The following is a 12,433-nucleotide window of genomic DNA, read 5'->3' on the forward strand; positions in this document are numbered from 1 at the left end:
GGTGAGGGCGTCGGCTGTGCCGTACTCACCTGGGTTGTCCCTGTCCGCTGACGCGTACGGTCCCGCCCGCACCGGGAAAGCTGACCCGCTTAGGTGTCGTGGTGGAGGAACTCGCAGGTCACAGCGGTGTCGAGAGTGAGTCGAAGCGGTGTCAGGAGAGGTCGGGGTGGGTGATGAAGCCGACGCCGGGGAACGTGGGATGTGCAGGGCCGTCGTCGAGGGTCACGAAGACGCCGAAGGGCTCGATGGAGGCGATGCGGCCGGTGAGGTGTTGGCCGGGGGTGAGGGATTCGAGGAAGGCGTTCAGTTCCGGGTCGGCGGAGATCATGTGGTGCAGCTTCGCATGTCGGTGTCAAGGGTCACGGTTCTCGGTGTTTGGCAAGTGTCGCGACGGCGATATTTTGAATTCGTTGCTCACAGTTCCCAAACTTTTGTCAAGCGCGATTTATCCCACACTCGGAGCCCCCGAAATGCGGCCCGGACCCCGTACTCCGCCGGTGTTACCGTTGACCTGTGCGGAATCGTCTCGTCGTCAAAGGTGCCCGGCAGAACAATCTTCGGGATGTTTTCGTGGAGCTGTCCAATAATGCGCTGACGGTGTTCACGAGGGTTTCCGGGTCGGGGAAATCGAGTCTGGCCGTCGATACTATTTTCGCTGAGAGGCAGCGGCGTTATGCGGAGTCGTTGTCGGCGTGTGCGAGGCAGTTGACGAAGCCGGATACGGACGTCCTCCTCAAGGCCACCCTGGAACCCGTCCCCACCCACCCCGCCGACCGGTCCCCGCACCCCCTCCCGGAGGCGTCATGACCCTGCTCGACCTGGAACAACCCCTCCCGGCCGTGGAGGAAGAGGACGACGACGCCCCCGCACCTCGCCTCACCACCGCCGGCGCCTCCGACGACCCCGTCAAGGACTACCTCCGCCTCATCGCCCGCGTCCGCCTCCTCACCGCCGAACAGGAGGTCGACCTCGCGAAACGCATCGAAGCGGGACTGTATGCGGAGAGGTTGCTGACAGCGGAAACCGCCTATGACACAAGGGAGTTGGCCCTCCTTGCCGAAGACGGCCGCCGGGCCAAGGGGCATCTCGTCGAAGCCAACCTCCGCCTCGTCGTCTCCGTCGCCAAGCGCTACATCAACCGCGGCCTGGCCTTCCTCGACCTGATCCAGGAGGGCAACACCGGCCTCATCCGGGCCGTGGAGAAGTTCGACTACACGAAGGGCTTCAAGTTCTCCACGTACGCCACCTGGTGGATCAAGCAGGCCGTGAGCCGGGCCTTGGCCGACCAAGGCCGCACCATCCGCGTACCCGTCCACGCAGTGGAGATCATCAACCGCATCGCCCGAGTCCGCCGCGAGATCATCCACGACACCGGCCTCGACCCCACCCCCGAGCAACTCGCCGAGAAAGCCGACGTACCGGTGGAACGCCTCGCCGAACTCGACGGCTACACAAGGGAACCCGTCTCTCTCGACACCGCGCTCGCGGACGACTCCGGCACCGAGTTCGGCGACCTGATCGTCGACGCGGACAGCCCCTCCCCGGTCGAACAGGTCACCTTCGGCCTCCTCCAGGAGACCCTGCGCGCGATGCTCGCGGAGATGACCGCCCGCGAGGCAGGGATCATCTCGCTGCGCTACGGCCTGTTCGGCGGCCGGCCGCGCACGCTGGAGGAGATCGGGCTCGTGTACGGAGTGACGCGCGAACGGATCCGGCAGATCGAGTCGAAGACGATGTCGAAGCTGCGCCACCCCTCCAGGTCACAGGTGCTGCGGGACTACCTCGACTGAGGGGCGGCGGCCTCTTACGGAGACGCCGAACCGGTTTGTTAGGCTCCGCATGCCTCCCGCGGGGGAAGTCCGGTGAGAATCCGGCGCTGACCCGCAACGGTATGCGCGACAAGCGGAAACGCTTCCGCGCGAGCCCGATCGCCCACGGCCGGCACGCGACCCGTACGACCGCTCGCCGTGGACTGCGAGAGGGGACCGCAAGCCGTGTCTCCCGCGTGACGTCCGTCCGGCGGCCTCAGCCGAAGGACCGCCGGTGCGCCGAACCCCCCTCGCCCTGCTGACCGTTGCCCTCGCCCTGCTCCTGCTGCTGTCCCTGCTCGCCGGAGTCATGCTCGGCGCCTCCGGCATCCCCGCCGCCGACTCGCTGAAGCTCCTGTGGGCCGGACTCACCGGCGGAACCGTTTCCGCACAGGACGCCGCCGACTACACCATCGTCTGGGAGATACGCCTGCCCCGCGTCGTCCTCGGCGCGGTCGCCGGCGCCGGACTCGCCTCCGTCGGCGTCGCCGTCCAGGCCATGGTCCGCAACGCCCTCGCCGACCCCTTCGTCCTCGGCATCTCCTCCGGCGCGGCCGTCGGCGCCAACGCCGTCATCCTCATGGGAGCCTTCGCCGGGCTCGGCGTCTGGGCCCTGTCGGTCTCCGCGTTCGGCTCGGCGCTCGCCGCGATGGTCCTCGTCTACGCCGTCGCCCGCACCCCGCGCGGCCTCACCCCGCTGCGCCTGATCCTGACGGGTACGGCGCTGGCGTACGGGTTCGAGGCGATCACGACCGTGATGGTGTTCAGCGCCGCCCGGGGCGAGGCGGCGCGCTCGGCGATGATGTGGCTGCTCGGGAGCCTCGGCGGGGCGACGTGGGCGCAGGTGCCGATCGCCGCCGTCACCGTCGTGGCCGGGTGGGCGTGGCTCAGGCGCCGGGCCGGGGCGCTGAACGCGATCGCGATGGGCGACGAGACGGCGGCCTCCCTCGGGGTGCGGCCGGAGCGGCTGCGGCGGGAGCTGTTCCTTGTGACGGCCGCCGTGACCGGCACCCTCGTCGCCGTCAGCGGTGCGATCGGGTTCGTCGGGCTCATGGTCCCGCACCTCGTGCGGATGGCCGTCGGCGCCGACCACCGCCGCGTCCTCGCGCTCGCCCCGCTCGCCGGGGCCGTCCTCCTCGTCTGGGCGGACATCCTGTCCCGCCTCCTCCTCGCACCCGCCGAACTCCCCGTCGGCGTGATCACGGCCGTCGTCGGGGTCCCCGCGTTCCTGCTGCTGATGCGGCGCGGCGGCCACGCGTTCGGCGGAAAGTGGTGACCGGCATGCGGCTCGACGTGGACGGCGTGAGCGTCGAGGCGGCGGGCGCCCGCCTCGTGGACGACATACGGCTCACCGCCGCACCCGGCGCGGTCGTCGGCCTCGTCGGCCCCAACGGCAGTGGGAAATCAACCCTGTTGAGGTGCGTCTACCAGGCGCTGCGGCCTGCCGCCGGAACCGTACGGCTCGACGGCGAGGACATGCGGACGATGGCCCCGCGCGCCGCCGCCCGGGTGCTGGCCGCGCTCCCGCAGGAGTCCGGCGCCGAGTTCGACTTCACCGTCACCGAGGTTGTCCGGATGGGCCGCCTCCCGCACGAACGGCGGGGCGCGGCCGAGGACTTGGAGATCTGCGCCGAGGCCATGGCGGCGACCGGCGTCGGCCACCTCGCCGACCGGGGCTTCCTCGCGCTGTCCGGCGGCGAACGCCAACGCGTCCTGATCGCGCGGGCGTTGGCCCAGCAACCCCGGGTCCTGGTCCTCGACGAACCCACCAACCACCTCGACATCGCCCACCAGTTGGACGTCCTGACCCTCGTCCGCGACGCCGGGCTCACCGTCCTCGCCGCACTGCACGACCTCAACCTCGCGGCGGCGTACTGCGATCGGCTGTACGTCCTCGACGCGGGCCGCGTCGTCGCGTCCGGCACTCCGGAGGACGTCCTCCAACCCGCCCTGCTCGCCGAGGTGTTCGGCGTCCGGGCCCACCCCCTGCGCCACCCCGTCACCGGCGCCGTACAACTCCTCTTCGACCGCCTGTAAGGAACCTTCTGTGCCCTCCCTGCGTCAACTCGCCGCCGTCGCCCTGTGCTTGACCGTCACCGGCTGCGGGGCCTCCGTGGAGAAGACCGCGTCGTCCCCCGCCGACAAGGCGGTCACCATCACCAACTGCGGGAAGAAGGTGACCTTCGACCATGTCCCCGAACGCGTCGTCACCAACGACGTCGGGATCACCGAGCTGATGTTCGCGCTGGGCCTGGAGGACCGCATGGCCGGGTTCGCGATGCCCGACGACAAGGGGGACCTGACCGGCGTGCCGTGGAAGGACGGGTACCAGAAGGTCAAGTGGCTCTCCAAGAACCAGCTGACGAAGGAGAACGTCCTCGACGCGCGCGCCGATATGGTCTTCGCCGGGTGGAACTACGGCTTCCGCGAGGACAGCGGCTTCACCCCCGACGCCCTCGCCAAGCTCGGCGTCCCGTCGTACATCCTCACCGAGTCGTGCCGCAACGGCCGTACCGGGACCTCGCGCGGCATCATGCCGCCGCTGGAGGCGCTCTACACCGACCTCACCACCCTCGGGCAGCTCTTCGGCGTCGAGCAGCGCGCGGCCACCCTGATCGCCTCCTTCAAGAAGGAGATAGCCCAGGTCAAGGCCCCTGCCAAGCGGCCCAGGGTGTTCCTGTACGACAGCGGCCAGGACGCGCCGTTCACCTCCGGGAAGTACGCCGCGCCCGACCAGATCATCAGCGCGGCCGGGGGCGAGAACGTCACGCACGACGTCGACGACTCCTGGACGACCGTCGGCTGGGAGACCGTCGTCGCGCGCAACCCCGACGCCATCGTGATCTGCGACTACGGGGACGTCAGCGCCGAGCAGAAGCGCAACTTCCTGCTGTCGTACGCGCCGTTGAGGAACGTCGCGGCGGTGAAGAACAAGCGGATCTTCGTCCTCGACTACGTCGACCTCGTCGAGAGCCCGCGCAACCCGTCGGCGATCGCGCGGCTCGCCGCGTACCTCAAGACCGTCTCCTAGGGCTTCTGCGTCTCCGACTCCAGGGACTGGCGGGTCGCCGCGCCGTACACGCCGGAGTCGTCCGACAGGATCAGACGGGTGAACTGGTAGGTGCGTACGGCGCTTTGGACGCTCTCGTCGTACACGCCGGTCGCCTCGCCGTCGTACCGGCCGATCTGCTTGAGGCGGAGCTGGAGTTCCCGCACCTGGGGGCCCGTGTCGCCGAGGCGCAGGACGCGGGAGGCCTCGGCGCCGCCCTGGGTGGGGGTGGGGTCCGGGGCGGTCGTGGGGGAGGTGGCCGGGCCCTTCGTCGGGGACGCCGTGGGCGAGGCGGTCGGCGAGCCGGTCGGGGAGGCGCTGGTGCTCTCCGAGGGCGATGCCGAGGTGGAGGCGCTCGCGGAGGCCGAGGTGCTCGCGGAGGCGCCGGGGGACCGCTCCGCGCTGGCCGAGACCTGGTCGGGGACGCCCGCGCGCAGGTCGTCCTGGAGGTGGTCGCCGCGGGTCGGGGCCTGGTACATCGAGACGCCGACGAGGACGCCGGCCGTCACGGCGAAGGTGGCCGCGGTGACGGTGACGATGGCTATGCGGCTGCGCTTGGCGGGGGCCTTCTCGTCGGTGTCCAGGCCGAGTTCGGGGTCGGGGTGGTCGTCCGGACCGGGTTCCGGTTCCGGGAAGAGGTCGGGGCCCGGGCCGGGGGCGGGCATGAAGTCGTACGACGGGACCTGGCCGGGAGGTGCGGCGGTGGGCGTGCCCGGGGTCCCGTCGGACTGCGGGACGAGGCCCGAGGGGTACTCCAGGGTCGATTCCACGGCGGACTCCGGGCCGGATGCCGGGGCGGGTCCCCGGGCCGATCCGTCCTCGCCCCCGAACGCCGCCCTGCCGTTGTGTTCGCTCACGCCTGGTCCCTCTCCACGAGATCTCCGATCCTATGCGGAAGTCCACCTTTCAATCTTCACGGGTCTCCACAACTGGAATACGGGATACGGGAGTTGGAATTGGCGGCTCCCACCAGGCCGGGAGCCGCCGGACCGGCGCGCTACCTCCAGGCGCCGGCCGCCGCCGCACGCTCGGCGTACTCCGTGAAGGAGACCGGCTCCCGCCCGAGAACCCGTGCCACCGTGTCCGTCGGCACGGCGAAGTGCCCCGCGCGCATCGCCGCGAACAAGGCGTTCAGCTCATGCGCCGCCTCCTCCGGGAACCCCTGGTCCAGCAACTCGGAACGGTACTCCTCCGGCGTCAACTCCTTGTAAGCAATGGGGTGTTCGGCGACGCGGGAGATCTCCGCGACCGCCTCGGCGAACGTCAGCGCACGCGAACCCGACAGGTCGTACACCTCACCCTGGAGCCCGTCGGACGTCAGCAGCGCGGCGGCCACCTCCGCGATGTCCCGTACGTCCACGAAGGGTTCGGGGACGTCACCGGCGGGCAGGGCGAGGTACCCGGCGCGCAGCGGGGCCTGCCACAGGTCCTCGTCGAAGTTCTGGTGGAAGTTGTTGGGCCGCAGGACCGTCCACTCGACCCCGGACTCCCGAACGGCCTTCTCGGCGGCGGCCATTCCCTGGAACGTGTCCGGCGCAACCCCGTCCATGCCACGCCCCGAGAGCGCCACGAACCGGCGCACCCCGGCGCCGACCGCCTGCTCCACGAAGGGCCCGGCGAGCCCGGGGTCCTCCGGCGCGAGCAGGTGTACGGCGCCGACACCGGCCAACGCCCCCGCCCACGTGCCCTGTTCGGCCCAGTCGAACCGCTCCGCGCCGGTCCGCGAGACCGCCTTCACCTGTCGTCCGGCCGCCCGCAACGCCGGAACGAGCCGTCGGCCCACCTTCCCCGTCGCGCCCAGCACCAGTACCGCGTCCGTGTATGTCGTCATGCCACGCAGTCAACTGGGCTGTCAAACCGGGTGACATGGCTGATCGTCCGGCGCAATTGCGTGATCGTCCGGGCCACTAGGGTGTCGGCATGGATCCGTTCGACGACTTGCTACAGGGCGTGCGCGCGGACGGTGCCGGGCTCCGCCGCACCGACCTCACACCGCCCTGGTCGGTACCGCTGGGCGACGACAACTCCCTGACGCTGTGCGCGGTGTTGAGCGGCGAGGGGACCCTGGACCGGGGAGATCCGGTGCGCGCCGGTGACACCGTCGTCGTCCGCGGGCCCGGTGCCGTACGGCTGCTGTCCGACGCGGAGCCCGCCGTCCTGCTCATGGGTGTGTACGAGGCCCGGGGCGCCGTCGGGCGGCGGCTGGCCGGCGTGCTGCCCGAGGTGATGCTGGTGCCGGGTGACGAGGGGTGCACGCCGCTGCTGGACTTCCTCGCGGGGTCGGGCGACGGCGGCCGACTCGTCGTACAGGACCGGCTGTTGGACTGGCTGCTGGTGTGCACGCTGCGGGGCTGGTTCGACCGGCCGGGGAACCTGCCGCCGGGGTGGTTCGGGGCGCTCGGGGACGAGGTGGTCGGACCGGTGCTGCGGGTGATGCACGCGGCTCCCGAACGGGCCTGGACACTCGTCGGGCTCGCCGCCGAGGCGGGCGTGTCCCGTACGACGCTCGCCGACCGGTTCACACGCCTGGTCGGGACTCCGCCGCTGACCTATCTGACGTCCTGGCGGATGAACCTCGCGGCGGACCTGCTGACCGGGTCGCGGGAGACGGTGGGGTCGGTGGCGCGGAAGGTGGGGTACGCGGACGCGTTCGGGTTCAGCGGGGCGTTCAAGAGGGCGTACGGGGTGAGTCCGAGTGTGTATCGGAGGTCGGCGGGGGTGCGGGGGCGGGAAGGCGTGGTGGGTGCGGGGCCCGGTATGGAGGCCTGAGCGGGCTGATAATCTCACCGCAGGCGTGGTTCTTCGCGCCTGTCGACATCGACCGAGGAGGTGAGTCCCATCACCGCAGGAGCAGGCAGGGCACTCACCCCGGACGAGTCCGGACGACGCGGCTGACCCAGGTCAAGCGTTCGGAGTGCCTTGATACGGCACCCCGAAAGGCTCGAACCTCATGGCGTACGACGTTTTCCCCGCCCTCGACGGCACTCTCCTCGCCCTCCACTCCACCGGCACCGGCGACCCCCTCGTCTGCCTCCCCGGCGGCCCCACCGACTCCGCCTACCTGGGCGACCTCGGCGGCCTCGCCGACCGGTACCGGCTGATCCGCCTCGACCTCAGGGGCACCGGCCGCTCGGCCACCCCGGCCGACCCCGCCTCGTACCGCTGCGACCGCATGGTCGACGACGTCGAGGCGCTCCGTGTCCACCTGGGCCTCGAAAGGGTGAATCTGCTGGCCCACTGCGCGGGCGCGAACCTCGCGGCCCTGTACGCCGAACGCCACCCGGAACGGGTCGCGCGGCTCGCCCTCATCACCCCCAGCACCAGGGCCGTCGGGCTGGACATCACCGGGGAGCAACGGCTGGCCACCGCACGGCTGCGGCACGCCGAACCCTGGTTCCCGACGGCGTACGCGGCCCTGTCGTCGATCGTCGCGGGCCGGGGCGACGCCGATGCGTGGGAGGCCGTCACGCCGTTCTCGTACGGACGCTGGGACGCGCGGGCGCGTGCGCATCACGCGGGGGAGTCGCTGGATCCGGTGATCCTCGCGGCGTACGGGGGTGACGGGGCGTACGACCCCGCGCGCACGCGTAAGGCGCTCGGCCGGGTCGGGGGGCCGGTGCTGGTGGTCGCGGGGCAGGTCGACGTGGGGGCTCCGCCCGAGGTGGTGGGGGAGTTCGCGGGGTTGTTCCCGGAGGCGGAGGTGGTGGTGCAGGGAGGGGCCGGGCACTTCCCCTGGATGGATGGGCCCGAGGAGTTCTCGCAGGTCGTGGCGGGGTTCCTGCGGGAGTAGGGGGCGTTGTCAGTGGCGTCTGCGATGGTGGGGGCAGTGGTGATCGGCGAGGGAGGGACGGGGAGATGAGCGGCGGGAACTGGGTGGGCATGGGGTGGGACTGGACGGATCACGGGGACGTCCGTGCGCGGCTCGACGCGGGTGCGGATCCCGAGGAGTGGAGCGGCGGACTGCCCCTGCACCGGGCAGTCGTCTCCGGCTCGCCCGAGGTCGTCACCGAACTCGCCGGCCGGGTCGCCGATGTGGACGCCCTGTGGGAGGGGAGGACCGCGCTGTGGGAGGCGGTCGAGTCCCGCCACGTCGAGCACGCGCGGGCTCTCGTCGCCGCTGGTGCGGACCCCTGGCTGCCCCAGCTTGGCGGCTGGTCCCCGGGCCGCCTCGCCCTCGCGGGACCGACGCCGGACCTCTTCGAACGGCCCGAAGGGCAGCCCGGGTTGACCGATGCGGAACGCCTGGTCGCCGAGGAGGCGGCCCGGCTGCTGGGCGCCCTCGGGGAGTTCTACTACGACGGCATGGGCGTCGCCTGCGTCGCGGGCATCGACGCCGACGAGGCCGTACGGCGCCTGGAGGCGGGCGAGGTCGACCCCGAGGACCTCGCGGAGCTGCTGGAGGCGCCGTACGACTTCGATATGGACGAGAGCCTGCTGATCGTCGGCGTGACGACGGTGCCCGGCGGGTGCGTCGTCGCCCAGCCGTGGGGGTACGGGCCGCAGACGCCCGGCGTGATGAAGCGGCTCACCGTCGGGACGCGGGGGTACGGGGTGTACGCCAACCCCAAGAGCGGCAACCAGGGGTGCGTCGTCCGGGACGGCGTGGTGGAGGGATGGGACCTGCACCCCGGCGGAGGGACGGACGTCGGACAGAGCGCCGACGAGGTGCTCATGGGCTACCTCTACTCGCTGAAGCCGATGGCGTACGCCTGCGCGTGGGCGGGCCTGCGGCCGGTCGACGGGAAGGCGTTCACGGGACAGCCGGACAGGTGGGTGCGACTGCCGGAGCGGGACTACTGGAAGGAGTGAGCGAGCCGCGCCGGGGCGGAGGGTGGAAGCCGTCACTCCGGAACCGTGCTTCGAGGGCCGGTCCGCCGGGCATGGTCACGGGGGCGGTCCGCCCAGTCGAAGGCACCGGGGCCCATCAGTACCTATACGCGTCACAGGATCCGGCAGGGATCCGCAGGGAGGGGAGCCATGTCGTCGTCCTGGTCTGCTTCGGAACACCGGCCGGATGAGGAGCGGGCACAGCCTGTCGTCAGGGCACCGGCCTCCGCCGCCGTCTTCCTGGTGTTCACCGTCGAACCCGGCGGCGAACCCGTGGCCAGGGACCTGCTCGCCGGGCTCGCCGGACTGGTCAGGTCGATCGGCTTCGGGCACCCCGAGGGGCAGCTGTCGTGCGTCGCGGGCGTCGGCGCCGAGGGCTGGGACCGGATCTGCGGGGCCGGTGAACGCCCCGCCGCCCTGCACCCGTTCCGGCCCCTCGAAGGCCCCCGGCACCGGGCTGTCGCCACGCCGGGCGACCTCCTGTTCCACCTCCGCGCCACCCGCCCCGACCTGTGCTTCGCGCTCGCCACGGAGATCGTGAAGCGGCTGCGCGGGGTCGCCGTCCTCCAGGACGAGGTGCACGCGTTCTCCTACTTCGACGCCCGCAACCTCCTCGGCTTCGTGGACGGCACGGAGAACCCGGTCGGCCGGATCGCCGCAGAGACCGCGCTCGTCGGCGCCGAGGACCCGGCGTTCGCGGGCGGGTCGTACGCGATCGTCCAGAAGTACCTGCACGACGTCGAGGCGTGGGAGAAGCTCGCCACCGAGGAGCAGGAGGGCGTGATCGGGCGGACCAAGGCGACCAACATCGAGCTGGAGCGGCCCGGTTCGCACGTCGACGTGAACACGCTGACCGGGGACGACGGCGAGGAGCGGCGGATCCTGCGCGCCGCGCTGCCGTTCGGGCGGCCCGGACACGGCGAGTTCGGGACGTACTTCATCGCCTACGCGGGCGACCCCGAGATCCCGGAGACCATGCTGCGGCGGATGTTCCTCGGTACGCAGGACACCGGGCCCGATCCGATCCTGGACTTCTCGGAGGCGGTCACCGGCACGCTGTTCTTCGTACCGCCGACGGACTTCCTCAAGAGGCTGGCGGCGCGCTGAGGCTCGCGGTCGTCGAGGTCTGCGGTTGTCGAGGCGACGCCTCTCTACTGTCCTGTAGAAGTTCTGTCCTGTAGAAGTATCCCGGGGTGATCACTCAACCCGCCCTCGCCCAGGGCGGGTTGACCGGTGTGCCCGCTCGCACGCGTGACGAAGGAGCCAGGACAGCAGGATGCCGCACATGCACGACCCGGCGATCGAGGTGGCGCCGATGAACCCCGCCCGCCAGGAACTGGCCGACCGCTGCCGCGCGGTCACCGAGTCCCGGTGGTTCGCCCTCACCGTCTTCGCGGTGATCCTCCTCAACGCGGCGCTGCTCGGCGTGGAGACCTACACCGGTCTCGTCGCCCGCTGGCACACGGGGTTACGGTTCGCCGAACACCTCTGCCTCGCCGTCTTCACCGCCGAACTCCTCGTCCGCCTCGGCGCGCACGCCGACCGGCCCCGGGACTTCTTCAAGGACCCCTGGAACCTTTTCGACCTCGCGGTCATCCTCACGACTTTCCTCCCGGTGGTCCGCGAGAACACCACGATCCTGCGTCTGCTGCGCCTCGCCCGGGTCCTGCGCAGCGCGCGGTTCCTGCCGCAACTGCGGGTCATGCTGGTCGCGGTGGTCCGCAGCCTGCCGGGCACGCTGAGCTTCCTGCTGGTCGGGGCGCTGCTGCTGTACGTGTACGCGATGGTCGGCTGGGTCTTCTTCAGCCGCGAGGACCCGCAGCACTACGGCTCCATCGGGCGGGCCGTCCTCACGCTGTTCCTGCTCATGACGCTGGACGGCATCGGGGACGCGGTCCACAGCGGCCTGGAGATCTCCCGCTGGAGCCTGGTCTACTACGCCTCGTACGTGCTGCTGGCCTCGTTCGTGCTGGTCAACGTGCTGATCGGGGTGGTGATCACGTCGCTGGACGAGGCGCGGGAGATGGAACGGGAGGCGGCGCGGGAGGCGGCGCGGGAGAGCCAGGAACCCCCTGCGCGCCGAGAACCGGCTTCCCCGGGCGCCCCCATGGAGGACGACCTCCTGCGGGCCCGCATCAGCGCGGCCCGCCAGGCCCTGGACGACCTCGAACGGGACCTCGCAGGTGCGGGGAGACCCGGCCCTTGACCTCAACTTAAGTCCAGGTTCTACGGTCCTGGGTGTCACACCGACCACACCCAGGGGGAACCCCGCATGACCACCGAGAACCTCACCGACGCCGACCTCGCCGCGCAGCCCGTCGCGTACTGGACCGGCGTCGCGTACGAGGCGACCATCGCCCACATCCGCGCGCACATGGCCGAACTCGGCACCTCCCAGCCGCAGTTCTGGATCCTGCGCAACCTCTCCCGCCACGACCTCTCGCCCGACGGCCACGGCAGGACGGTCGTGGAGCTGAGGGACGCCATGACCACCTACCTCCGCCCCGAGGACGACCTGGCCGCCGAGGCGGAGAGCCTCCTGGCCAAGGGCTGGATCAGCCGCGACGGCGACGACCGGCTGTGGATCACGGAGGCGGGCGAGGAGGCGCGTACGGCGGTCAAGCGGCACGCTCCCGCCGTACGCGAGAGGATGCACGAGGGCATCGACGACGCCGACTACGTCACGACCGTCAAGGTACTCCGGCGGCTGATCCGCAACGCCGGTGATCCGGCCGGGGTGTTGGGGTGA

General features: G+C 71.1%; 13 protein-coding genes and 1 pseudogene. 11 read left to right on the top strand and 3 right to left on the bottom strand.

The genetic code is table 11. The features are described 5' to 3' along the window. Positions 1-151: 151 nt before the first annotated feature. Positions 152-328, bottom strand: coding sequence for a hypothetical protein (locus tag J8M50_RS21890; protein WP_010358970.1), 177 nt, complete (start codon positions 326-328; stop codon positions 152-154). Positions 329-513: 185 nt separating this feature from the next. On the opposite strand from J8M50_RS21890, the pseudogene J8M50_RS21895 reads away from it, so the two are divergent. The 5 genes and pseudogenes from J8M50_RS21895 to J8M50_RS21915 form a co-directional block, all read left to right on the top strand. After that, positions 514-732 (top strand): annotated as a pseudogene (locus J8M50_RS21895) (hypothetical protein); the annotation flags it as partial. 71 nt (positions 733-803) lie between these two features. Next, positions 804-1,790, top strand: a complete 987-nt coding sequence (locus tag J8M50_RS21900; RefSeq protein WP_010358972.1) for an RNA polymerase sigma factor — start codon at positions 804-806, stop codon at positions 1,788-1,790. Positions 1,791-2,043: 253 nt separating this feature from the next. Next, a complete protein-coding gene (locus J8M50_RS21905) occupies positions 2,044-3,084 on the top strand; it encodes a FecCD family ABC transporter permease (RefSeq protein WP_010358973.1) in 1,041 nt (346 codons plus the stop codon). A 5-nt stretch (positions 3,085-3,089) separates the two neighbouring features. After that, on the top strand, positions 3,090-3,845 hold the full coding sequence (locus tag J8M50_RS21910; protein WP_029184479.1) for a heme ABC transporter ATP-binding protein: 756 nt from the start codon (positions 3,090-3,092) through the stop codon (positions 3,843-3,845). Positions 3,846-3,864: 19 nt separating this feature from the next. Beyond that, positions 3,865-4,839 (top strand): ABC transporter substrate-binding protein, encoded by a 975-nt coding sequence (locus J8M50_RS21915; protein ID WP_029184480.1) that lies wholly within the window; start codon positions 3,865-3,867, stop codon positions 4,837-4,839. On the opposite strand, the gene J8M50_RS49725 is transcribed toward J8M50_RS21915, so the two are convergent. Both J8M50_RS49725 and J8M50_RS21925 read right to left on the bottom strand, forming a co-directional pair. Then, positions 4,836-5,714, bottom strand: coding sequence for a peptidoglycan-binding domain-containing protein (locus J8M50_RS49725; protein WP_010358977.1), 879 nt, complete (start codon positions 5,712-5,714; stop codon positions 4,836-4,838). The genes J8M50_RS21915 and J8M50_RS49725 overlap by 4 nt on opposite strands. Before the next feature lie 140 nt (positions 5,715-5,854). Further along, positions 5,855-6,688 carry an NmrA family NAD(P)-binding protein gene (locus J8M50_RS21925; protein ID WP_010358978.1) on the bottom strand — a complete coding sequence of 278 codons (834 nt, stop codon included), beginning with the start codon at positions 6,686-6,688 and terminating at the stop codon, positions 5,855-5,857. Between the two features lie 89 nt (positions 6,689-6,777). On the opposite strand from J8M50_RS21925, the gene J8M50_RS21930 reads away from it, so the two are divergent. From J8M50_RS21930 to J8M50_RS21955, 6 genes are all read left to right on the top strand, one after another. Beyond that, positions 6,778-7,626: an AraC family transcriptional regulator gene (locus tag J8M50_RS21930; protein WP_010358979.1), complete on the top strand. Its 849-nt coding sequence runs from the start codon at positions 6,778-6,780 to the stop codon at positions 7,624-7,626. A gap of 181 nt (positions 7,627-7,807) precedes the next feature. After that, positions 7,808-8,647 (top strand): alpha/beta fold hydrolase, encoded by an 840-nt coding sequence (locus tag J8M50_RS21935; protein WP_010358980.1) that lies wholly within the window; start codon positions 7,808-7,810, stop codon positions 8,645-8,647. 65 nt (positions 8,648-8,712) lie between these two features. Continuing rightward, positions 8,713-9,666 (top strand): ankyrin repeat domain-containing protein, encoded by a 954-nt coding sequence (locus J8M50_RS21940; protein ID WP_010358982.1) that lies wholly within the window; start codon positions 8,713-8,715, stop codon positions 9,664-9,666. 168 nt (positions 9,667-9,834) lie between these two features. After that, positions 9,835-10,791, top strand: coding sequence for a Dyp-type peroxidase (locus J8M50_RS21945; protein WP_010358984.1), 957 nt, complete (start codon positions 9,835-9,837; stop codon positions 10,789-10,791). A 169-nt stretch (positions 10,792-10,960) separates the two neighbouring features. Then, positions 10,961-11,890: an ion transporter gene (locus J8M50_RS21950; protein ID WP_029184481.1), complete on the top strand. Its 930-nt coding sequence runs from the start codon at positions 10,961-10,963 to the stop codon at positions 11,888-11,890. A 66-nt stretch (positions 11,891-11,956) separates the two neighbouring features. Next, on the top strand, positions 11,957-12,433 hold the full coding sequence (locus tag J8M50_RS21955; RefSeq protein ID WP_010358986.1) for a MarR family winged helix-turn-helix transcriptional regulator: 477 nt from the start codon (positions 11,957-11,959) through the stop codon (positions 12,431-12,433).

The sequence above is a fragment of the Streptomyces acidiscabies genome (assembly GCF_020010905.1).
Taxonomy (GTDB): Bacteria; Actinomycetota; Actinomycetes; order Streptomycetales; family Streptomycetaceae; genus Streptomyces; species Streptomyces acidiscabies.

What these genes read in the sequence shown, in the direction of transcription:
- J8M50_RS21890 (WP_010358970.1), bottom strand. Translation starts at nt 328, where the DNA reads ATGATCTCCGCCGACCCGGAACTGAACGCCTTCCTCGAATCCCTCACC.
- J8M50_RS21900 (WP_010358972.1), top strand. Translation starts at nt 804, where the DNA reads ATGACCCTGCTCGACCTGGAACAACCCCTCCCGGCCGTGGAGGAAGAG.
- J8M50_RS21910 (WP_029184479.1), top strand. Translation starts at nt 3,090, where the DNA reads ATGCGGCTCGACGTGGACGGCGTGAGCGTCGAGGCGGCGGGCGCCCGC.
- J8M50_RS21925 (WP_010358978.1), bottom strand. Translation starts at nt 6,688, where the DNA reads ATGACGACATACACGGACGCGGTACTGGTGCTGGGCGCGACGGGGAAG.
- J8M50_RS21930 (WP_010358979.1), top strand. Translation starts at nt 6,778, where the DNA reads ATGGATCCGTTCGACGACTTGCTACAGGGCGTGCGCGCGGACGGTGCC.
- J8M50_RS21935 (WP_010358980.1), top strand. Translation starts at nt 7,808, where the DNA reads ATGGCGTACGACGTTTTCCCCGCCCTCGACGGCACTCTCCTCGCCCTC.
- J8M50_RS21940 (WP_010358982.1), top strand. Translation starts at nt 8,713, where the DNA reads ATGAGCGGCGGGAACTGGGTGGGCATGGGGTGGGACTGGACGGATCAC.
- J8M50_RS21945 (WP_010358984.1), top strand. Translation starts at nt 9,835, where the DNA reads ATGTCGTCGTCCTGGTCTGCTTCGGAACACCGGCCGGATGAGGAGCGG.
- J8M50_RS21950 (WP_029184481.1), top strand. Translation starts at nt 10,961, where the DNA reads ATGCCGCACATGCACGACCCGGCGATCGAGGTGGCGCCGATGAACCCC.
- J8M50_RS21955 (WP_010358986.1), top strand. Translation starts at nt 11,957, where the DNA reads ATGACCACCGAGAACCTCACCGACGCCGACCTCGCCGCGCAGCCCGTC.